At 38.8% G+C, this 22,142-nt stretch carries 23 protein-coding genes; 13 read left to right on the plus strand and 10 right to left on the minus strand.

The window, feature by feature from the left end:
* The 3 genes from ATS74_RS06500 to ATS74_RS06510 all read left to right on the plus strand — a co-directional run bounded on the left by ATS74_RS06500 (position 1) and on the right by ATS74_RS06510 (position 2,738).
* Positions 1–939 (plus strand): class I SAM-dependent methyltransferase, encoded by a 939-nt coding sequence (locus ATS74_RS06500; protein ID WP_058548118.1) that lies wholly within the window; start codon positions 1–3, stop codon positions 937–939.
* Positions 940–1,620, plus strand: a complete 681-nt coding sequence (locus ATS74_RS06505; RefSeq protein WP_058548119.1) for a tRNA (adenine(22)-N(1))-methyltransferase — start codon at positions 940–942, stop codon at positions 1,618–1,620. It begins immediately after the preceding gene.
* 101 nt (positions 1,621–1,721) lie between these two features.
* Positions 1,722–2,738 (plus strand): hypothetical protein, encoded by a 1,017-nt coding sequence (locus ATS74_RS06510; protein ID WP_058548120.1) that lies wholly within the window; start codon positions 1,722–1,724, stop codon positions 2,736–2,738.
* On the opposite strand, the gene ATS74_RS06515 is transcribed toward ATS74_RS06510, so the two are convergent.
* Positions 2,735–2,977 carry a hypothetical protein gene (locus ATS74_RS06515; protein ID WP_058548121.1) on the minus strand — a complete coding sequence of 81 codons (243 nt, stop codon included), beginning with the start codon at positions 2,975–2,977 and terminating at the stop codon, positions 2,735–2,737. The two genes, ATS74_RS06510 and ATS74_RS06515, sit on opposite strands and share 4 nt — an antisense overlap.
* A gap of 343 nt (positions 2,978–3,320) precedes the next feature.
* Between ATS74_RS06515 and ATS74_RS06520 the strand changes: the two genes are divergently transcribed.
* Complete coding sequence (locus tag ATS74_RS06520; RefSeq protein WP_058548122.1) at positions 3,321–3,770, plus strand: methyltransferase family protein; 450 nt, start codon at positions 3,321–3,323, stop codon at positions 3,768–3,770.
* 70 nt (positions 3,771–3,840) lie between these two features.
* Here ATS74_RS06520 and queC read toward each other — a convergent pair whose 3' ends face one another.
* Positions 3,841–4,497, minus strand: a complete 657-nt coding sequence (gene queC, locus ATS74_RS06525) for a 7-cyano-7-deazaguanine synthase QueC (protein ID WP_058548123.1) — start codon at positions 4,495–4,497, stop codon at positions 3,841–3,843.
* A gap of 144 nt (positions 4,498–4,641) precedes the next feature.
* Here queC and queE point away from each other — a divergent pair, with 144 nt between their 5' ends.
* Both queE and ATS74_RS06540 read left to right on the plus strand, forming a co-directional pair.
* The gene (queE, locus tag ATS74_RS06530) at positions 4,642–5,307 is read left to right on the plus strand and encodes a 7-carboxy-7-deazaguanine synthase QueE (RefSeq protein WP_058548124.1); all 666 of its coding nucleotides are present in this window, start codon (positions 4,642–4,644) and stop codon (positions 5,305–5,307) included.
* A gap of 650 nt (positions 5,308–5,957) precedes the next feature.
* Entirely contained in the window at positions 5,958–7,562 is a 1,605-nt protein-coding gene (locus ATS74_RS06540) for a DUF4041 domain-containing protein (protein ID WP_058548126.1), read from the plus strand.
* A 162-nt stretch (positions 7,563–7,724) separates the two neighbouring features.
* Here the strand turns inward: ATS74_RS06540 and bcp are convergent, their stop codons facing one another.
* Together bcp and ATS74_RS06550 are read right to left on the minus strand one after the other, a co-directional pair.
* Positions 7,725–8,204 (minus strand): thioredoxin-dependent thiol peroxidase, encoded by a 480-nt coding sequence (gene bcp, locus ATS74_RS06545; protein ID WP_058548127.1) that lies wholly within the window; start codon positions 8,202–8,204, stop codon positions 7,725–7,727.
* 10 nt (positions 8,205–8,214) lie between these two features.
* Positions 8,215–8,751 (minus strand): glycine cleavage system protein R, encoded by a 537-nt coding sequence (locus ATS74_RS06550; protein WP_058548128.1) that lies wholly within the window; start codon positions 8,749–8,751, stop codon positions 8,215–8,217.
* Positions 8,752–9,110: 359 nt separating this feature from the next.
* On the opposite strand from ATS74_RS06550, the gene bamC reads away from it, so the two are divergent.
* Both bamC and ATS74_RS06560 read left to right on the plus strand, forming a co-directional pair.
* Positions 9,111–10,172, plus strand: a complete 1,062-nt coding sequence (gene bamC, locus ATS74_RS06555; protein WP_058548129.1) for an outer membrane protein assembly factor BamC — start codon at positions 9,111–9,113, stop codon at positions 10,170–10,172.
* Positions 10,173–10,239: 67 nt separating this feature from the next.
* Positions 10,240–11,610 (plus strand): YjiH family protein, encoded by a 1,371-nt coding sequence (locus ATS74_RS06560; RefSeq protein WP_058548130.1) that lies wholly within the window; start codon positions 10,240–10,242, stop codon positions 11,608–11,610.
* Between the two features lie 121 nt (positions 11,611–11,731).
* On the opposite strand, the gene ATS74_RS06565 is transcribed toward ATS74_RS06560, so the two are convergent.
* Positions 11,732–12,268, minus strand: a complete 537-nt coding sequence (locus tag ATS74_RS06565) for an acyloxyacyl hydrolase (protein ID WP_058548131.1) — start codon at positions 12,266–12,268, stop codon at positions 11,732–11,734.
* A 245-nt stretch (positions 12,269–12,513) separates the two neighbouring features.
* Between ATS74_RS06565 and ATS74_RS06570 the strand changes: the two genes are divergently transcribed.
* Both ATS74_RS06570 and ATS74_RS06575 read left to right on the plus strand, forming a co-directional pair.
* Entirely contained in the window at positions 12,514–13,107 is a 594-nt protein-coding gene (locus ATS74_RS06570; RefSeq protein ID WP_058548132.1) for an MlaC/ttg2D family ABC transporter substrate-binding protein, read from the plus strand.
* 230 nt (positions 13,108–13,337) lie between these two features.
* Positions 13,338–14,675 carry an ankyrin repeat domain-containing protein gene (locus ATS74_RS06575; protein WP_058548133.1) on the plus strand — a complete coding sequence of 446 codons (1,338 nt, stop codon included), beginning with the start codon at positions 13,338–13,340 and terminating at the stop codon, positions 14,673–14,675.
* Between the two features lie 85 nt (positions 14,676–14,760).
* Here the strand turns inward: ATS74_RS06575 and ATS74_RS06580 are convergent, their stop codons facing one another.
* The 5 genes from ATS74_RS06580 to ATS74_RS06600 are packed head-to-tail and all read right to left on the minus strand — an operon-like array spanning position 14,761 to position 18,280.
* Positions 14,761–15,204, minus strand: a complete 444-nt coding sequence (locus ATS74_RS06580) for a DUF2069 domain-containing protein (RefSeq protein WP_058548134.1) — start codon at positions 15,202–15,204, stop codon at positions 14,761–14,763.
* Positions 15,201–15,755, minus strand: coding sequence for an NAD(P)H:quinone oxidoreductase (gene wrbA / locus ATS74_RS06585; RefSeq protein WP_058548135.1), 555 nt, complete (start codon positions 15,753–15,755; stop codon positions 15,201–15,203). The genes ATS74_RS06580 and wrbA overlap by 4 nt, the downstream gene beginning before the upstream one ends.
* On the minus strand, positions 15,755–16,102 hold the full coding sequence (gene arsC, locus ATS74_RS06590; RefSeq protein WP_058548136.1) for an arsenate reductase (glutaredoxin): 348 nt from the start codon (positions 16,100–16,102) through the stop codon (positions 15,755–15,757). Before arsC ends, wrbA begins: the two co-directional genes overlap by 1 nt.
* Positions 16,103–16,155: 53 nt before the next feature.
* Positions 16,156–17,613, minus strand: a complete 1,458-nt coding sequence (locus tag ATS74_RS06595) for a M48 family metalloprotease (protein ID WP_058548137.1) — start codon at positions 17,611–17,613, stop codon at positions 16,156–16,158.
* Between the two features lies 1 nt (position 17,614).
* Positions 17,615–18,280: a hypothetical protein gene (locus ATS74_RS06600; RefSeq protein ID WP_058548138.1), complete on the minus strand. Its 666-nt coding sequence runs from the start codon at positions 18,278–18,280 to the stop codon at positions 17,615–17,617.
* A 146-nt stretch (positions 18,281–18,426) separates the two neighbouring features.
* Here ATS74_RS06600 and ATS74_RS06605 point away from each other — a divergent pair, with 146 nt between their 5' ends.
* From ATS74_RS06605 to ATS74_RS06615, 3 genes are all read left to right on the plus strand, one after another.
* Positions 18,427–18,645, plus strand: a complete 219-nt coding sequence (locus ATS74_RS06605) for a hypothetical protein (protein ID WP_058548139.1) — start codon at positions 18,427–18,429, stop codon at positions 18,643–18,645.
* On the plus strand, positions 18,638–19,714 hold the full coding sequence (locus ATS74_RS06610) for an AI-2E family transporter (protein WP_058548140.1): 1,077 nt from the start codon (positions 18,638–18,640) through the stop codon (positions 19,712–19,714). The genes ATS74_RS06605 and ATS74_RS06610 overlap by 8 nt, the downstream gene beginning before the upstream one ends.
* A gap of 136 nt (positions 19,715–19,850) precedes the next feature.
* Entirely contained in the window at positions 19,851–22,106 is a 2,256-nt protein-coding gene (locus tag ATS74_RS06615) for an aminotransferase class V-fold PLP-dependent enzyme (protein WP_058548141.1), read from the plus strand.
* Positions 22,107–22,142 lie beyond the last annotated feature (36 nt).

Genomic DNA, 22,142 nt, shown 5'->3' on the forward strand with positions numbered 1-22,142 from the left:
ATGACAGCAAACTTTACTCCCCTTATTACAGCGCTTGAAGATGCGCCAATTTTAAACAACGAACTGTGTCGTGTTTTTCACGGGCGAGGCCACAGCGTAGAAGAGCTAAGCCATATTAATTTAGACTTTTACCCGCCTAGTTTATTTTTAGTATCGTACGACGAAATTGATGAACAAACATTAAACGAGCTCACCAGTACGCTTTGGCAGTGGGCACAGCAGCATCAACCTGAGCTTATTTCATCGCTTGTATATCAACAGCGTGCTGGCGTGCAAAGCCAAAATACGGTGGTTTATGGACAGTTGCCTAATCAGCATGTTGTAAGTGAAAACGGCATTAAGTTTTTAGTTGATTTGCAAAGCCGTCAAAATACCGGGATATTTCCTGATATGCGAAGCGGCCGTGAGTTTGTTGCTGCTAATAGCAAGCATGCAAAAGTACTTAACTTGTTTTCGTATACCTGCGGGTTTTCGCTTGCAGCTATGCAAGGCGGGGCAGACCATGTGATGAACATGGATATGAGCAAAGGAGTACTTAAAGTCGGTAAGCAAAACCATCAGTTAAATGGTTTTGAGCGCGGCGTTAGTTTTTTACCTCATGATATTTTAAAATCTTTTGGTAAATTAAAAAAAGCAGCCCCGTTTGATTTAATTATTGTTGATCCGCCAAGCTTTCAAAAAGGCAGCTTTATTCTTACCAAAGATTATCAAAAAGTATTGCGCAGATTACCTGAGCTACTTTGCGATACAACTCAACTTTTATTGTGCGCTAACAGCCCAGAGCTTAGCGAAGAAGACTTTAAAGCATTAATAAACGAGCACACTCAAGGCGCAATAGAATTTGTAGAGCGCCTTGCTCCAACGGCGCGTTTTATTGAAGTTGATAGCAATAAAAGCTTAAAAGCACTGATATACAAAACGTCACAATTAAACGATTAAATGAAGCTCAGTAAACGCCTAACCGCCATTGATAAATTAATTTCGCAGCATCACGATATTATTTGGGATTGCTGCTGCGATCATGGTTATTTAGGCATGGCATTATTAAAACGTGCAGCTGCAAATCAAGTCATATTTGTTGATATAGTCGCCACTTTAATGGACGACTTAAGTGCGCAATTATCATCTATTAATAAATTACAAAAAACCTGTGATAAAAAACCGCAGTGGCAGGTCTTATGTCAGGATGTAGGCAAAATTGAAATTGCCAAAAATAAAAGCCAAGTAGTTGTAATAGCAGGTATTGGCGGTGAGTTGTTGTTAAGTTTAATGCAGCAAATTATTGCTAATAATGCGTTAGATAACCTTGAGCATGTGCGCTTTATTTTATGCCCTGTACATCATACTTATAAATTGCGAATAGGTTTAAAAACACTCGGCTTAGGCCTTATAAGTGAGCAAATAGTTTACGATAATAAGCGCTTTTATGAGGTCATTGAGGTTAGTTTTAACAGCCAAAATGAAATTAGTAATACAGGGCAAAGCATGTGGAATCTTAATCATGCACAGCACAAAGCGTATAAGCAGCAGCTAATAAATCATTATAATAAAATGCTCAATAAAGATGCGGTTTATTATCAAAAAGTTATAACAGACTATCAAGGACTCGGTGATAGTTAAAAAAGCCTTAAAGTGAGGCGTACATGTGATCTAATTACGACATTGACGACGTAATATGTTCATAGTTTATATCGCAATGCGCGTGTTTATTTGGTTTATTTATGTCAGATAAAAAGAGTCACATTAATCACTTACTCAGTGATGAGCAAAAATGGCAACACAGTTACGAGCAACCTATTTCATATGCTCCATTAGTGCAATTAGCTAATAGTAACTGGGTAGTACCACAGCATTTTTTACGCTACAAGCATACGCTTAAAAGCGTAAATGAAGTACTGGAAAATATTGATTTTTCGGCTCACTTTAGAGTGCTTGCTGCACAAAAAGATGAACAAATTTATCTACAAGTGGCAGTACTCAGCCCCGACAACTACAAAACAAGTAGCTACCCAGGTGATAGTAAATCTAAAAAACTATTATTTGGTAGGCGCTGGCTTGTTGAAGAAAACTTACCTACTTCTGAGCTAATACAAACTGCTTTTTTAGCGCTTAAAATAGCGCGTGAGCACGAAGTAAGAGAGCTTTTTCAGTTAACGCAACACGATGCAACGAGTACACCTTTTAATAATCATCACGACTTACCTGTTATGGCGAAAAATCCAGAGCTTGTAAAAGGTAGCTGTGTACAAACATCAGTTAATGAGTTACTAAAACGTATTGTGTTCGCAGGTGCAAACGTTACATTACAAAGCCATCAGCAAATAGCTGAGCAACACTTATACACCGTTGAACTGTTATGTAACGACTGCCAATTAAGCGAATTTAATAATAAAACGATTTCGTTTTTAACGCCTGACTCGTCAAGTAATAGCTTTTTACATGGGTTTATTGCAGCCCTTGTTGCGACAAGCAATGAATACGTAAACGAGCAATTTAAGTACAAAGGATTCGCACGATTTAGCAAACATGTAAATGTTGAGCAAATAGGGGAGCTTAGTATTGCTATGCGCTCGCCAAAGACCGTTGCACTGTGTTCGATGGGTAAGCAACATGCTAATCAATTAAACTTTGAAATAGACAGCTCTCGTGCGCCACAAGGGTGCGGGCAAGCTATAGATGGATTTTTAGCTGCTCATGGTATAGAGCAGCCAGAAAACGCCCATTTATATAGTTTTTAAAGGCGGTTAATTTCTTCTTTAGTGGTGTAGCTTGAGTCTGTCACTATGGCCTCAAGCGTTTGCACACGCTCTTTTAAAGCAACCACTTGTGCGCTTACTTCGGCAAGCTGTTTGTTTGCGTCTTGATTGTTATCTTGCATTTTATGCTTAAACTCTAAATGTTTTTTATACATATCGTAAATAACCCCAGAGCCAACCGAAATAAGCACAATAAGTACTATCATTGTAGTGCCTGACATAACCACTTCCTTTTATATTCATCGCTTAATTTGTGTAAAGTATAACCGCATTTTAGAGTGGTTAAACCTGACAATTGTAACTTTATTTGTCTGAGCGTATCACCCCGTGTTCATCATTTATACACTTAAGGTGTTGTTAAATGGTTAAAGAGTCACCATTAAAGTAATTAACTTGAACGGTGAATAATAAACCTATTTCTAGCAGTTATTTTGAGTGTTAATTGCATTGAGTTTACTTGCAGCAGGCTAGTTATTGGCGCGTAGATTCGCTTTGTTTTCACTGAAAACCTCTTAACCAGCGTTAAGGTTAATTACATTTTTATAAATAATACAGTGAGTTGCTATGTTAAATAATAAAATCCCTCCGGTTATTGTTGTGCTATTTTTTGCAGGCATTATGGCGTTAATTGCGCACTATAGTGTTATTGATTTTACCGCGTTTATTACCTATTTAGCGGCAAGCCTGGTAATCATTGGCTGTATTTTTTGTATTGCAGGGGTGGTGAGTTTTAAACTTGCGCGCACTACGGTAAACCCCAATAAGCCTGAGCAAGCATCAAAACTCGTAACCAGTGGTATTTATAAAATTTCACGCAACCCTATGTATGTTGGCTTTGCGTTTATTTTAGCAGGGTGGGGTATATGGCTGAGTTCGCTATGGGCGCTTTTATGTATTATTGGCTTTGTTGTGTATTTAACGCTTTTTCAGATAATTCCGGAGGAGCGAGCGCTTATTAAATTATTTGGTGAAGAATTTACTGAATATAAAAACAAAGTTAAACGTTGGCTTTAACTTTCAGCAATAACAAAAAAGGCTATCGAGATGATAGCCTTTTTGCGTTTAGCGCGTGTGTTAGTAAGCGTTATTCGTATTCTAACGGGTCAGTAACGTTATTAAGCTTAAAGGCTTCTAAACGTTCTTGGCATGCGCCACATTTTCCACAGGCTTTTTCACGGCCGTTATAACAGGTCCATGTTTGGCTGTAGTCTAAGCCCATTTTTATACCATCGGTTAAAATATCAATTTTGGTGTTATTTAAATATGGGCTAAAAATTTCTACTGCATCGTAGTTTGCAATACGACATACATCATCCATTTTTTGCACAAATTCAGGACGGCAATCGGGGTAAATAGCATGATCCCCAGAATGAGCGCCGTAATAAACTTGGCTTGCTTTAAGTGATACTGCGTAACCAACTGCAAGCGAGAGCAAAATCATATTACGATTTGGCACAATTGTGCTCTTCATGCTCTCTTCTTCGTAATGGCCTTCAGGTACTTCAATATCATCAGTTAATGATGAGCCACCAATAAGTTGGTTAATTGCCGAAATATCCACAATTTTATGCGGAACATTAAGCTTTTCACATACTTGCGCAGCCACTTTAAGCTCTTTTACATGACGCTGACCATAGTCAAATGAGAGGGCATATACATCATGGCCTTGTTGCAGGGCTTTATTTAATACGGTAAATGAGTCCATACCGCCGGAATAAATAACAACTACTTTTTGCGTCATATCTGTTTTGCTCTTAGTTTTAATAGAGGTTTATATCAGGGCGCGATATACTACACGGCCGCAGCTTAAATAACAATTTTTGCACAGCGCTTTTTCGTCTTTAATAGTAGCAATTTGGCTACTAGGTAGTAAGTGAGATCTCTTTTGTACAAAATTAATGAAGTGTTTGAAACCATCCAAGGTGAAGCAAGTTTTACTGGCACACCCTCAATATTTTTGCGCCTGCAAGGTTGCCCTGTAGGCTGCTCGTGGTGTGATACCAAACAAACCTGGGATGTAGACAACGTATATAAAGTATCACTTGATGAAACAGTAGAAAAAAAAGCCGACTCAGATCACTGGGCCGATGCCAGCGCAGATCAAGTACTCGAGCTATTTAAATCACGTGGCTATACCGCAAAGCACGTAGTAATTACTGGCGGCGAGCCATGCATGTTCGATTTAAACCCAGTATGTAACTTATTACATGCACAAGGCTTTACTACACAAATAGAAACCAGCGGCACGTTTGAAATACTTGCCCCTGAGCAAACATGGGTTACTGTATCGCCTAAAATAAACATGCGCGGCGGTTACGAAGTACTTACCAGCGCCATGAAGCGTGCAAACGAAATTAAACACCCAGTAGCCATGCAAAAGCACGTAGAAGAGCTTGAAGAATTATTTGCTAAAACAGGTGTTAACCCTAAACTTGTATACTTACAACCAATAAGCCAAAAAGTATCAGCAACTAAACTCGCAATCGACACCTGTATTGCCAAAAACTGGCGCCTATCAATACAAGTACATAAGTATTTAGGGATTAGCTAAAGCGCAAGAGCAGCTGTAAGTGTTTAGCTGTAAGCGATAAGCTGCTCGGCGTTAAGTTATATTACGTAGATACAAGGTTGGGTTGAGTGAAACGAAACCCAACACCACAACTCCATTACTCACTCTTTATATAAACCACCACACCAGCTTATTTAGACACGTAGGTCGGATAAGCGAAGCGCCATCCGTAAAGGCTAATTAATTTCTTCCCCGCAGTGATAGCATTTATTTTTTGGCAGGCGATAGCTAGTAGCTGATTGCATTACCTGGTTTTTCTTACAATTTGGGCAAAAGTAATTAATAACATTCACAATTAGCGCGATTGCAAAAATAAAACTGCCAATATAAAACGGGTTTGTATAAAACTGGCTACTCGCTGGTGAAAACATAAAGCCAATAAAACATATGATCAATGCGACTAAATACACTCTAAACTTGATTGCCTTACTCAAAATTAAATTCTCCCTTTTTTATCTTTTTATCAAATAGATTGGTAATTAGCCACTTAATTTTAAACAGAGAACTCTTATTAAACTACCAACCCCATTATTTTTAAATGCTTTTAAGAGTGGGTTTGTATTGCTATACATTTATCAAGTACAGCTAATCTGTGATACGGTCTGTAGTTAATTTAATAAAAGGATTTAGATATGGAACTTCTTAGTTCAATACTCGCATTTGTAGTTTTAATCATTTGTTTTAGCTGGTACAGCACGGTTAAAAACCTAAAGCAGCAATCTAAAAAAAATATAGATTCATTGAATGACAAGCTTGATGTGTCAAGAGCAGAAATTAAGAACACATCAATTAAAAATAAAGAGTTACTTGATAAATACAGCCCAATTATTCAAGTAGAAAACTATATTAAAGACCTTCTAGAAGAAGCTGAGTTGGAAGCAAAGACTATAAAACAAAATGCAATGGATTTAGCGAATGACATTGAACTAGAAGCTGTTATTACAAGAGAAACCCTGAAAGGGTATAAAGCCGAAGGGAACCAAAAGCTTAAAGAAGCAAAAGAAAAAGCTGAGAAAATTCGCCTTGAGGCTAATCAAGAGGCAGATCGAATTACATCATTTGCAGTTCAGCAAGCTAAAGAAATTGCTGGTGATGCATACGAGGCTAAAGAAAAAGCAGATATCTATGAACAAGCAATTAAAGCTATGCGAAATACTATCGATGGCTATAAAGACGACTACATAATACCAAATCACTCAGTTTTAGATGATTTAGCTGATGAATTTAGCCATAAAGAGGCTGGAGCCGAGTTAAAATTAATACGCCAAAACATCCGCCAAATGGTTAAAGATGGTTTTGCAGGCGATTGCGATTATGTCGAGCACCATAGAAAAACATACGCAATACATTTTGTGGTTGATGCTTTTAACGGCAAAGTAGATAGTGCATTATCCAAAGTAAAACACGACAATTTTGGGAAGATAAACCAAGAAATTTTAGATGCATTTGCGTTAGTAAATCACAATGGCGTACCGTTTCGTAGTGCGCGGATTAATGAAAAGTATTTAAACGCTCGTTTAACAGAGCTTAAGTGGGCAGTCGCGGTCAGTGAACTTAAAAGAATTGAACGAGAAGAACAAGCTGAAATTCGGGCACAGATACGTGAAGAGGAAAAAGCGCTACGGGATATCGAAAAAGCAAGAAAAGAAGCTGAGAAGGAAGAACGATTAATTCAAAAAGCGCTAAAAAAAGTGAGGGAAGAGCTTTTAGCTGCCAATGATGAACAAAAAGCTGACTATGAAGCCAAGTTGTTTGATTTAGAAAATCAATTAAAAGAAGCTGAGGATAAAGGACAAAGAGCTATTTCTATGGCACAACAAACTAGACGTGGTCATGTATATGTCATCAGTAACATTGGTAGTTTTGGTGAAGAAGTGTTTAAAATAGGTATGACTCGAAGGTTAGAACCAATGGACCGTGTTAAAGAGCTTGGAGATGCATCTGTCCCATTTTCTTTTGATGTTCATGCAATGATATTTAGTGAGGACGCACCAACTTTGGAAAAAGAACTTCATCGTCGTTTCAACTTATGCTCAGTTAATAAGATTAACTCAAGAAAAGAGTTTTTTAAAACAACGATATCTGAAGTGAAACAAGCTGTAGAAGTGAGTGGTATTTTAGATGTTCATTGGACGCTGAAAGCAGAAGCTGCTGAATATCGAGAAAGCCTATCCATAGAGAAAAGCATGAGAAACCCAAAGGGGTCAAATCTTGACTTCATACATCAAAACTATTGACTGCCTATTCATACCTTGAGCATACTTTACTTAAACAAAGTATATAGCAGTTAACACAAAAAAACGTTGCCCTAGAGCAACGCTTTTGTATATTTTTACAGCTTACAGCTTACAGCTTACAGCTTACAGCTTACAGCTTACAGCTTACAGCTTACAGCTAACTCATTCTGCTGCTAAGTAATCCAACACCACTTGATGGTGATCTTTGGTTTTAAACTTATCAAATAAGTGTTTAATTTTACCATCTTGGCCTACTAAAAATGTAAGGCGGTGAATACCATCGTATTCTTTACCCATAAATTTTTTGTAGCCCCATACGCCAAATGCTTCTGCAATGGCGTGATCTTCATCGGCTAGTAAATCAAAATTAAGCTCTTTTTTAGTTTCGAAGTTTTTAAGGCGCTTAATTGGATCTGGGCTAATACCTACAACGCGGGTGTTAAATTTAGCAAGCTCTGCTTGTTGGTCACGTAAGTTTTCGGCTTGAACCGTACACCCCGGTGTAGAGGCTTTAGGGTAAAAGTACACGAGTACCTGTTGCTCTTTTAGCAGCTCGCTTAATGTGACTGTTTCGTCGTTTTGGTTTTGTAGGCTAAAAGCGGGTGCGGTATCACCGGCTTGTAGTGGGCTAATTTTGTTCATGCTTTGCTCCTTAGCGAATACGTTTAAAAATATAATCTACGTTAAGTGTGTGAGAAAGGTTTTCAAAACTAATTTTAAATTGGTCAATGTCTACATCAACCGGAATATTAAATTCAATTTCACAGCGCATTTTAGTATCGACTTCTTCATCATATGTATCTGACTTTAAAGAGCAAATGCTAATGTTGTTGTCGGCAAAGTAGCGCGTTACTTTACTCAATGTGCCAGGGGTATCTATCCCTGTATATTCGAGCGTGTAACCGGCGCAAAATTCACTTTCGGTGTGGCGAGTTGTACTGCGCTTCATCATGGTCAGTAGGCCCAGCTCCATGCCTTTAGTTGGCAAGGTGTGCTCTATGCGGCTAATGGCCGACATGTCGCCACTTAGCAGCATGGTAAAGGTAAACTCGCTGCCTAAAATGGCTATTCGGCTATCTACTATGTTGCAATGACAATCACTTACAAGTTGCGTAAGTTCACTTACAATTCCCGGCCTATCTTCGCCAATAGCAGTTAAAACAATTTGATGATTTGAAAATGCAGTCATGAAGTTTAATACCTACGTTTTTTGAAATATAACAACCGAGTTGATATAGCCCGATGCACATACAATACGTTGCACGGCGGCGAAGTTTAACACAAAAAGTGCTCTAAACTACAATGCGGGCTAATTAAGCGCTTTTAAAGTGCGGTGTTTCTTGTTTTTACTGGCATGGGAAAGTACCATAGCTAAAATTTGCTTAATTGCGCTTAGATTTTTTCTAATTCAAAGTGCTGAACTTTATTGCAATTAGGCAGCCAAATAATAAATGTAAAGTTAATATTGATTTTACACTGAACCAAATCAGCATCACCCACTCATATACTTGTTAAAACAATTAAAGGGTATGCTAAGGAGAAATATCTGTGCAGTATTGGATCCCAAAAGCACTTGCAGTAAGTGTATTGGTAAGTTTATCAGGGTGTAGTGTATTTATTAATGAAGCACATAATGAGCGTAATTACCGTACTCATGAGCCAGTAAAAGCACCTGAGTCGTTATCTCAACCAGCTCAAGACCCAGTTTATAAAATGGATGTAGGTCAATACGACAACAATCCAGAAGCAACAAATTATCGTCCACCAGCACAAGTGCTTACTATCGCTAAAGGTAGCTGGGTTGAAGAAGGTGATAAAAAAGCACGTATTTACTTTGATAAAAACGACGGCATTGTTGATTTAGACGAATTTCTTTGGGATACAATTAAATCAGTACTTGCTGAGAACAACGCAGCAGCTACTAAAGAAGACAAACTACTAGGTACAATTGAAACCGATTGGTACTCAATTATAAAAACCGAAGAGAGCTTTTGGTGGTGGGGCGATGAAGTAAATGATGATTTAGAAAAATTCAGATTTACTATTGAAGAAAAATCGCACCAACGTACTGCCTCTTTGCGTGTAGAGCTTATAGATTTTAAAGGCGAACACACGTTAACTGACTTATTAAAACAGCAGTTAGAAGTGCGTGCTCTTAACCAAGTAGTGAGCGAGTTTGACTACCGTTACCGCCAACTTGAAGTTGATATGCGTAAACGCCAAGGTATTATTTCACTAGAAATGGGCTTTGATAATAAAGGCAATGCAGCACTTGTTACTGAGCAATCGTACGACGCTGTATTTGACAGATTCTCAGGGTTTTTAGAGCGCCTATCGTTCACAATTGTTGAAATTAACCAAGATACAGGTTTAATTACAGCCGATTATAAAGCGCCAGAAAGCAGTGTATGGGATTCTATTTGGGGCGACGAAGTTGCTCAGTTACCTATAGATGAAGGTCAGTACCAAATTTTAGTTAGCAAAACTAAAGAAGGCGGTACTAGCTTAACGTGGATGGATGACAAAGGTGAAACGCTTGAGCCAGGTACTATGAATGGTTTACAACAAGCATTAGAAGCAGCACTCATTCAGCGCGGCATTAAAATTTAAATAATAATAAATTTTTACTACAAAAAGAGCGCTAAGCTCTTTTTGTAGTTTTTATAGGTTAAAAAATATGTCTCAGTTACCTCATCGTTCACATTGCACGTGGCGCACTTGGTTTACTTTTTTAGTACCGTCGTTAATTGGTGTGTTTTTATTTATGACACCGATTTCTACCTCTCAGGGAATGACCATTCCTATTGCCGTTATGGCTAAAGCTGTGCAAACCATGATGTTTGGTTCTGCTCAAGCTATTATTACCTTAATTATTTGTATTACAGGGGTTATTTCTGTAATTACTAAAGCGTTTAAACCCGCAGCTATTTGTAACTCGCCTTTGTTAAAACATTTGTTTGATGTGAGCTGGACCTGGCTAATTGTGCGCTTATTTGGTATGGCATTTGTTTTAATGACTCACTTAAGTGTGGGTAGCGAAATGATTACTTCTGCTAATACTGGTGCGCTGGTATTAAATGATTTACTCCCTGTGTTGTTTTCGGTGTTTATCTTAGCGGGTTTATTATTACCGCTATTAATTAATTTTGGCTTGTTAGAGCTTGCCGGCACCTTGATGACTAAAGTGATGCGCCCTGTATTTGGTGTGCCAGGTAGAAGTGCTGTTGACTGTACCGCTTCGTGGTTAGGTGATGGCAGTGTGGGTATTTTGATGACGGCTAGGCAGTACGATCAAAAACACTACACACAACGTGAAGCTGCAATTATTGGTACTACGTTTTCAGCGGTATCAATTACGTTTAGTCTAGTGGTGCTTGGGCAAGTAAAGCTTGAGTACTTATTTGCGCCGTTTTACGCCACTGTGTGTTTAGCGGGTATAGTTGCCGCTATTATTGTGCCTCGTTTACCGCCACTGCGCTTTAAAAAAGATGTACTTATTGATGGCAGTGAGCCCGACCGAGATGCAGAAACAATTCCTGGTAATAAAACCTTATTTGGCCATTCACTTGATGTAGCACTTGCCAAAGCAGATAACTCAACAGGCGTTAAAGGCACAATTAAAGAGGGCGTACATAACGCACTTGATATGGTATTTGGTGTGTTACCTGTGGTTATGGCTGTAGGTACATTTGCTTTAATTATTGCTGAGCATACGCCTATATTTCAGTACCTTGGTATGCCGTTTGTGCCATTTTTAGAGCTACTACAAGTACCCGAGGCCGCTGCTGCCTCGCAAACTATTATGGTTGGCTTTGCTGATATGTTTATACCGTCAATATTGGCGGCTGGTACAATTGAAAGCGACGTAACGCGCTTTATTATTGCTGCTATGAGTGTCACTCAGCTTATTTATATGTCTGAGGTAGGTGCGCTTATTTTAGGTAGTAAAATACCGGTAAATATTTTTGAGCTGTTCGTTATATTTATTTTACGAACGCTTATTACGCTGCCTGTTATTGCCCTTATGGCGCACTGGTTAGTAGGTTAATACCGCAATATAAATTTTAATATTGAAAAGCCCTGATTATTCAGGGCTTTTTTTGTATTTATTACTTATTGATATTAATTTTAGATGTAGCACTATCTAAATACTCATATCAATTTGAGCCTTAAAAGCGCTTAGCTACCGAAAACGTTAAAAAATTAAGGCCTGGATTTGGCTCTTTAAAACCGGCATTTGAATAGTGAATGACTCTCAGTGCTACATTGGTTTCACCAAAGTCGGCGACAAGCCCTATACGGTCTTCAAACTGGTAATGGGTGCTAATGTTTTTACCCGCAAATTTAGTTTCATCAATAAGTGATACACCAATGCCTGCCTCCACATAAAACGGGGTGTTGTTAAAGCTAAACGCCGGAAACTGGAGCACTGGCGACATAGCCAACACAACATTAGATTGTGTTTTATCGCCGTGACGGTATTCCCATATGTTTGCACTGGTTTCAAAATAAAAGCGTGCGTCACCAATTAGGTTTTGCATACCAGGGGCATGATACTGATAAGCCAGCTTAACGCCGTTAACGTTCCCTTCGCCTTTAAGAAAATCAACAGCATAACCATGATCTGATTGTGCAAAAGCAGACTTCCCAAAGAGTGATATTACTAATACAAAAGAGATAAAAAATGTTTTAAGTGACGTTTTCATAGGTGCCAAATGTTTGTCTGTTTGAAAATATTAAATAAATGATAAGGGCGACCTGTTAACAATTACAATAAGGACAAAATGCCGGTTGTTTATGGGCTGTTAACCAGTATGAGTTAACATACTGAATTTAAATGCTTTACTCTATTGGTGCTGATTAGGCATTAATAAGTTGCCTATTTAATGCTTTTTATACTGGGGTAGATCACGTAAATTACAGTCATCTTAATCACACAGACATAACACTCATGAAACTAATTAAACTTTTACTTATTGCTACTGCATTTATAAGCAGTTCGGTTTTTGCACAGCAACAAGAAGCACCTGATCGACTCCTTGAATCTGTTGCTAATTCATTATTTGCAGATATTGGTAAAGTAAATTCGCAAGGTAATGCAAGTAAGGCAGCAATGTCGAAAATTGTTGAAACGCGTTTAATGCCGCATATTGATGTTAAATTTGTGTCGTTTAAATTACTTGGAAAGCACATTAAAGGTATCGAGCGCGAACAAGCAGTGCGCTTTATTGATGCAGTGGAGCATTATTTAACAGGCACTTACGCTGGTGCATTAATGAAATACACAGGCCAACAGGTTGTATTTGAGCATAACAATGCTAAAAGCGATTCTGAATATGCTACGGTAAATACACAAATTATTGAACCAAATGCGCCAACTATCGATTTAAGTTTTAAGCTTCGTTTAGGTAAAAATAACGAGTGGAAAGTTTACGATATTGTAGCCGAAGGTATCTCGTTATTAAGTGCTAAACAAAAAGAGATTATCCAACGTATTTCTGAAGTAGGTTTGGAGCAAGTTATTAGCGAATTAAAAAGCAAATAAAATGTGTGTCTGGCTCTGATTAAGCCCAACTCCAACCTCAAAAACGGCCAATTACTTATGTAGTTGGCCGTTTTTATATATGCAAGTAAAGGATTGATGTTATTGAGCAACTTTAGGCTCGCAGCTAAATAAAGGTGTGCTAGAATATCGACACTTTGATTAAGCGTGGTGTCAGCTAAAAACTGATATAACTTACCACCCCCAAGCCACACTGGAGTTGTGTTGTTTTAATGGAAAATGTACTGATTTGGCCAAAGGAATACCCATTACTTATTAAAGGACTTGTAGAACAAAACGGTGCCTTTATTTTAGATGCTTTGGAAGCTTGGCCTGCTTGTCGTTCTACAAATGAAGATGATGGTGTATGCACCACCGTGTTGCCGCCTATTTATTATTTAGCATGGTTAACTCCGCTAGAACCATTTGAAGAATGTTATTTTCAACATATTTGCGAATATGATGAAGACGCTCAAGCTTATATTGGTGCGGTTAAAAGCCATTATTACGATAATGAATACACCCCAGAAAGCTTAGTGCTTATGCTATGTCAGCGCCTCGAAAAATATGCAAGTGTTGCCGCGCAAAGCACCATCAAAACACCGTTATCCTTAGTTGATTTATTATTTAGCAAACGCTACTTTACGCTCATTGAGCATGCGTTAAATAATAAAAGTAAACTCTCTGCAGAGGATGCTTTAGCACTTTGGAAGGAAGTTGATTTTAGAGAGCGCTTAAGTGCTTTTATACCAGAATCAATTGCTGATTTAGATAAGCTTTCTGAGCTTGCCAGCGAGAAGGTAGCATCTGGGAAAGACTACTTTACCTTACTAACTCAAGTATCGCCGGATGTTGACTCGGTTGTGCTGCTTGAAAAAGCCTTACTTACTCATTTACGTAAAAAAACAGCTAAACAAACTATGGCTATGCGCTTTATTGAGCAAGGCGCAACTGGTGTGCTGGCTGATGAAAACAATAAAACGGCTTTTATGTGGGCAGCTGAAAAAGGTTTTGTAAACGTAGTAGAAACCTTACTCGCAAAGCAAGATAAAAAAGCAGTCGATAACTTAGGAAACACAGCATTACATTACGCTGTACTCGCTAAAAATGAGTCGTTGATGGTGCTATTAATTAAAGCCGGATACGATTTTAGAGCTCGTAATAAAGAAGGCTTAAGCTGCTACAGGCTCGCGGTAAGTATTAAAGCTAATAACTTAGTTAAATGCTTAGAGCGCGATTTTGGTATTAAAGAACTTTCCCCAGAAGGGCAGTTTGACCGAATTAAAAAAGTTCACGTGTTGCACGCTGTGGTTACGTTGTTATTTCCATTACAGTTGTTCTTCTTTTTTGATGAAGCAATTACAATTAAAAGTGAATTAACGCTTGGTTTAACCATGATAGCCGTGATTTGTTTTTTCTTTGCGGCCAGTTTAAAACGCTGCGCGTTATATCCGCACATTAAGCACCCGTGGGGTTTGTTTGTACTCAGGGGGTTTTCGTTATTAAGCTTAGTGGCTCAAATTGGGCTTGCGAGTATAGTGGCGCTAGCGGCCTTGAGTGATTTGGTTTAGTCACTTTTAAAAAGTTAATAAAAAACGCGCTTAAAGTAATTTAAGCGCGTTTTTTAATTTATGGTGCTTGATTGATATTTGTGCGTTATTTACCGTGCTCGTTTGCGGCTTTTTCTTCAGCAAGCTCTTCTTTAAGTTTGCGAATTTTTAACCCCTGTTCTTGTCCGCGATGCCTTGCATAATACGTACAACCAATAAACATAGAAGATGCAAATATCAGTTCTAACAATACCCATATAAGCTCATCAGGCGCAGCCCAAAGCATGGTTAACCCGTGAATAAAGTAAAGCATTACAATAAAGTTAGCCCACGCATAGGTGTAGGTGTTGTCTTGAATTATGCCTCTTAACGGCAGTAATAAAGGAATAATGGGCACAAAGATTGACACTAAGCTCGCATTACCATTTAAAGGTGGTACAAAATACATCCACAATGGAATTAAAATTAGCAAACCTACATAACCAAAGAGTGCAGCGCGCTGAAATTTTATAGTAATAGGCTTTTTAGCTGGGTTGTCAGCGGTATTCATTTAAGTTTTCTCGCAATGTGAGTAAGGCGTTTACCAACGCTTTGGCATATTTTAATTTCGTCTTTACTGAGCGTGTTTGAATTACTAATACCTGCAACATGGCTTGCGCCATAAGGTGTGCCACCCGTTTGCGTGGCAAGTAACTCAGGTACATCGTATGGTACGCCAAGTAGCATCATACCGTGGTGTAAAAGTGGTAAAGATAAATTAAGTAATGTGGCTTCATTGCCGCCATGCATACTGCTTGATGACGAAAACACACAAGCTGGCTTATCTATTAATTGCCCTTTTAGCCACAAGTCGCTGGTGGTTTCCCAAAAGCTTTTAGCCTGAGAGGCCATCATGCCAAATCGTGTGGGCGTGCCAAAGGCAAGGCCATCACAATTTATCAGCTCATCTTTTGAAATAACAATGTCGTGCGGATTTTTAGCTACAAATGTACGCAGTAAGGCCGTTGCGCCTTGTTGCTCAATGGACTCAGCTATTTCGTGAGCCATAGCCTCTACAGAGCCATGGCTTGAGTGGTAAAGTACCACAATGGTTTCGCTCATTATAAAACGCTTAGTACGTTTTCTGGTGGGCGACCAATAGCTGCTTTATTGTTATTAACCACAATAGGGCGTTCAATTAGCTTTGGATTTTGTACCATGGCGTCGGTTAAAGCTTGCTCGCTGTTTTCATCTTTTAAGTTAAGCGCTTTGTAAGCGTCTTCTTTAGTGCGCATAAGCTGGCGAACTGAATCAAAACCAAGCTGGCTTACAAGCGTTGTAATTTGCTCATGCGAAAGAGGTGTTTTTAAATACTCGACAATACTTGGCTCTACATTGTTATTTTGTAATAGGGCTAGCGTTTCGCGTGATTTAGAACAACGCGGGTTATGATAAATAGTAACAGACATAAAATGTATCCAAAGTGTGAATTGCCTCTATTTTAGGGCAAGCGCTTGCAGACTTAAAGTCTTGCAAGCTCTTTTTGTAAACGTCGGTATTGGGTAAGTAGTGCTTTTAAGCGTTGTTGCTTAACAAGTTCTGTAGGCTCCACAAAGTTAAGTGCTTTTTGTACTTCGTCTGCGGCTTTAATATATGCGCCATATTGCGATAGTACATCGGCGTTTGCTTCGTGGTAGGCAGCAAGTTTGTCTTGCTTTTTATACGCATCAGCAAGTAATTGTTTACCTAAGTTATGGTTTGGCTTTTCTAGTAAAAAGCTTTTAAGCGTGTTTTCGGCAAGCTCATATTGCTCAGCTTCAAGTGCTGCATTTGCGTAGTTAAGGGTAATAACTTGGTTATTAGGGCGGTATTGATTTAAATCGGCTAAAAACTTAACGGCTTCATCAGCCTTTTTTTGCGCTATTAGTAAATCTGTATGGGTGTCGATATAAAATAAATTTTTAGGATCGTTTTTTAATAACTCATCAAGGATTGGCGCCGCTTCGTCTAACTTATCTTGATCGAGTAAACTTATAGCTAAACCGTACTTAAGGGCTGTATTGCTGTAGTTATTTTCGCGTAGTAGTTTTCTAAATAAGTCTTCAGCTTTTTCAGGTTTGTTATCGTAGCGTGCAAGCACGCGGCTTTTGGCTAAATTAAACTCAAGACTTGGGTTTATATGGCGCTTAGGGTATTGCTCGGCGCGTAAACGCACATCTGATACACGGCTTTCAGGTAACGGGTGAGTCAGCAAAAATGCAGGTGGCTTATATTTGTAACGAATTTGTGCGGCGAGCTTTGTTAAAAATTCACTTGATGCGCGTGCATCAAAGCCTGCGTTGTTAAGTGTTTGCATGCCAATACGGTCGGCTTCTTGCTCTGCCGAGCGGCTATGCGTTAGTTGGCTAAACGCAGATTGTGTTTGGCTTGCTGAAATAATAGCAATACCTGCATCCGGAGCTACAACGGTTGCTAATATACCGGCGATCATTCCGGCAATTGTCATTGCGCTATTATCTTGTTGTTGTTGAATTCTGCGTGCTAAATGGCGCTGTGTTACGTGGGCAATTTCGTGCCCAAGTACAGATGCAAATTGGCTTTCGTTATCGGCTTGCGCTATTAACCCTGTGTGCACACCTACATGTCCACCATAAAATGCAAAGGCGTTTATTTCTGAGTTATTAATCCAAAAAAACGAAAACGGAAAACGTACATCGTTAGCATTAGCGACTAGCTTTCGGCCAATAGTTGTTAGGTATTCGTCAAGCACGGGGTCGTTTATAACCGGCGACGAGCCGCGTATCTGCATCATCATGACTTCGCCAATGGCTTGCTCTTTTTCAAGTGGCAGTGCTTGTAATGCGGATGTTCCTAAGTCAGGAAGCGTAAAGTTAGTTTGTGCCTTTAAAGGCTCGCTCACTAATAAGCTAAATGTGAGTGCGGCGCTACATAAAGTGATAAATGCTGATTTTAGCTGCATTTTATTCCTTGTTTATTGGTTCGCCAATGGCAATTTTGGCAATATCTATTTCGTCACTGCTTGCGCGGCTGTCTTTTTCGCACAATTGGTAGAGTTCTTTTATTGTGACTCCATCAAGCTTTACAACGTTCAATTCGCGCTGTAAAAAAGTAATAATTTTATGTACCACTTTATGTGCATGTAAAATAAGTGCTTTATCGGCTTTGTCACCGCGTTCAAAATAAAAACCTATAAATTTATGGAGTTGGTTTATTCTTATTAGGTTTTTCATTGAATGTGGGTCCCACACTCTAAATTCCATAAAACGGTTATCTTTAATGTATTGATCAACAATAACATCTTTTGCATAAGGCTGAGCCCACAGCTCAAAACCTCTATCGGTAAATACTTGGTGCAGTGCTATGCGTGGTTTGTGTTTTGTGTGTATTTCACCAAAGTTATCTTCGTAACCATCAAGTAAGTCTAAGTTCCAATTACGTTTATCGAGTAAGTTTTTTACAGCGTTATCAAATCCGTGTTCTAACACTCCCTCTGATTCACTAACAGAAGACGCAACTAAATGATAAAAAGGCGGTAGCTCCCCCCAATTAATCTGTTTTTTAAACCAATTAATCTCTTTGAGTGTTGGATTACTTGGTAGATGCGCTTTATTATGCGTTCCAGACATTAACTTATCCTTACTGCTAACTATTTCATAAGGATAAACTATTGCATGAATTGTTTTAAGAAAAAGTTACTGCTGTTCATGCTTTATAAGTATATTGACCGACAATATGCGACTTATTATTCATTTACTACGCGAGTAGAGGCGTTATGTTAGAGCGCGATTTAAAAAAGTTTAAATGTCCGCAGCAATTTGTGCAGTTTAAACTTGCGCTAAAAAGTGCGGAGTCATCAAAACAGTGCATTATTTTTAGTATAAATAAAGGCGAAAGTGCGAACGACATAGAACGTTTTTTGCAAAAAAATGCTTACCGTTACAATTTTGATAAACAACGTGGGTTGTTATTAGTGGAGCCATTACATGTTTGAATACGTAAAAGCATGGTACGAAAGGAAGTTCTCGGATCCTCATTCGGTTACCTTATTATTTTTATTATTAGCCTCAGTTGCTTTACTTTACTTTTTTGGTTCGTTAATTGTGCCGGTACTAGTGGCATTGGTAATTGCTTATTTACTTGATTGGCCGGTAGTGCATTTAGAGCGCTTTGGTGTAAAGCGCTTTGGCGCTACAGTTATAGTAATGCTAATTTTTATAAGCATTATGCTGACTCTTATTTTAGTTATTGGGCCAGTGCTTTGGAAACAAACCAGTAACTTAGTGCAAGAAACCCCGCATATGCTAGAGCAAGGTAAGTCGTACTTAATTGCATTACCTGAGCGATACCCAAGTTTAATTAATATTGAACAAGTACAGGCTATTGTGGCAACCGTTGAAGACAAAATAATTGAGTTTGGCCAAGTGGTTTTATCGTTTTCGCTTACGTCGTTAAAAGATGTTGTGGCTTGGCTTATCTATTTGGTACTTGTGCCGTTACTGGTGTTTTTTATGCTTAAAGATAAGTTAGAGCTAACAGGTAGCGCCGCTAAACTTATACCACAGCAACGACGTTTAATTTTGCAGGTTTGGAATGAAATGAATCAGCAAATAATGAACTACATTCGCGGTAAAGTGTTTGAAATTTTAATTGTTGGTGGTGTGTCGTTTATAGCGTTTACTGTTTTAGATTTACGTTATGCGGCACTTTTAGGTGTGCTAGTTGGCTTTTCGGTATTAATTCCATTTATTGGTGCCGCGCTTGTAACGATCCCGGTTGCCGCTGTGGCATTGTTTCAATTTGGCCTTGAAACGCAGTTTTGGACCATTTTAATAATTTACGGGATCATCCAGGCACTCGATGGCAATGTATTAGTGCCGCTGTTGTTTTCGGAAGCGGTTGACTTAAACCCAGTATTTATAATTGTTGCAGTGTTATTTTTTGGTGGCTTGTGGGGTTTTTGGGGCGTATTTTTTGCCATTCCATTAGCATCGCTTGTAAAAGCGTTAATAAATGCGTGGTCATCAACACATGAAGAAATAACCAAAGAGCTGGCAGAATAACGCTACAAACAGATTTTTAGTATAAAAAAGAATAGTAAACGCACCTAAGTTGCTAAAGAGTTATTACTCATTACCCATAAATTTATGTACTATTGGTAATAAGATATATTTTTTAGTAATAAAGGTGCGTTTTTTAATGTCTGAGTTTTTATTGCCCGATGAACCACTAAAACAAGTTTACCTTGATGCAAATGCAACGACCCCAGTGTTGCCATGCATTGCTGATGTGGTGTCCCATACTATGCAAATATGTTTTGGTAATCCTTCTAGCCCGCATATTAGTGGTATTCAAGCTAAACACTTATTAGAGCAAACACGCGATAAAGCTCGCGCCGTCATTGGTGCTAAAAATGGCGATATTTTGTTTACCTCAGGTGCTACAGAAGGCATTCAAACAGCGGTGGTATCTACGCTTATCAATGCTAAAAAACACACTATTAAAAACCCAGTATTGCTATATGGTGCTACAGAGCACAAAGCCGTACCAAATACATTAAAACACTGGAATAACGTACTTGAAATAAACGCCCAAGTGCTTGCTATTCCGGTAGATAGTAACGGTATTTTAGATTTAGATTTTATTGCAAAGCATATCAATAACGCATTGATGATCTGCACAATGGCGGTTAATAACGAAACTGGCGTGTATCAAGATTTAGCAGCAATTGAGCAAACAATTCGCAGCCGTAACAACAATGTATCGTGGATGGTTGATTGCGTTCAAGCTCTTGGTAAGCAAGCGCTTGCGCTTAGCGATACAACGATAGATTACGCGCCGTTTTCTGGGCATAAACTTTATGCACCTAAAGGAATTGGCCTACTTTACATTAAAAGTGGCAGTGCTTACACGCCATTTATAGCCGGTGGCGGGCAAGAAAGCGGTATGCGATCAGGCACCGAAAACCTGCCAGGTATTGCTGGGTTAAATAAGCTTTTTAGCTTATTACTCGATAAAACCGACGATACTTTTAAATCATTAGATACATTAAATAGCTATCGCAGTGAGTTACACGAAGCATTAAAAAATACATTTGGCGATATAACGTTTAATCATAGTTTTGAGCATTCAGTGCCAACAACATTAAACTTTGCTGTAAACGATTTAACGTCAAAAGAAGTGATTGATTTGTTTGACGCGGCAGGTATTCGTGTAAGTGGGGGATCTGCGTGTAGTACAGGTGCTGCGCAAAGCTTTGTACTTGATGCAATGGGCGCAAGTAAATGGCAAAGCGAAAATGCAATTAGGCTCTCGTTTGGCCCAGCAGCCACGCAGCAAGATATAACTTATGCTTGTGAGCGTATTCGTGCTTTAAAACAAATACTGCAAGCAAACTGTTTAATCGTGTCTGACAGTACTACACCACAACAAGAAGTGTGCGCACTGGGATTAACTCAATTTAGGCATCAGGGCGCGTGTAGTTGGTTGTATGTGAGCGACGATAAGCACGCAGTTATTATCGACCCAATTATTGAGCTAATTCCTCGATTTGAAAAAATAGCGAATACTCAAAACTTAAAGGTGGCTGCGGTACTTAATACTCATAAGCATCAAGAGCGAGAGTCTGCAACACTGCTACTAACGAGTGTATTAGCTCATAGAGTTGTAAAAGGTGAAGTTGATGCGCTTGGTTGGCCTATAAACCTAGCAACAATAACACTAACAAATGACGTGCTTGAAAAAGTAGCAACACCAGGGCACAGCAAAGACAGCGTCAGTTATTTACTAAAAAATAGCGCGGGTGAAACGCGGTACTGTTTTTGTGGCGATTTAATTTTACCTGCGGGGCTTGGCAACACATCGCTTAAAGGGGGCGATGCTAAAGCTATGGCGCAGTCTATTTTAACATTAAGCAAGCAGCTAACTAATAAGAGTATTATTTGTTCAGGGCACGACTACCAACAGTGTTTTGCTATGAACTGGGCTGTACAGCAAAAGCAAACACCTTTATTAAGTGCTTTAAAAAATAACGATATTTCAATTGATGAGTTTGCATTGCAAAAGCAGCAATACGATGCACTAAAACAAGTTAATAACACCCAGTTATGTGGTTATGTAAACGCGCTGCCAGAAATTGATACGCAACAACTGAGTTTTAAAGATGCAAAAGCAATGCTTAGCACGGATAGCACCTATTTAATTGATACACGAGAACCATACGAACACGGTGCTACCAACGTAGCTCACTTGTTTAACACTCCCAATGCAAACACGTTAAATATACCTCTTAGCAGAATGGCCAATGCGGTATTTGAAGGCCAGCTCAATAAAAACAATACATACATTTTATTGTGCCGAAGCGGAAACCGCTCAAAAATAGCGGCTAACAACTTAATGCAACTAGGGTATAAAACCGTTTATAACTTAAATGGTGGCTTGGCACTGAGCAATTAACAGCAGCGGTTAATAATAAGTCGGCTTTAGGGCCGA

Source organism: Pseudoalteromonas sp. H103, assembly GCF_001469205.1.
GTDB lineage: Bacteria > Pseudomonadota > Gammaproteobacteria > Enterobacterales > Alteromonadaceae > Pseudoalteromonas > Pseudoalteromonas carrageenovora.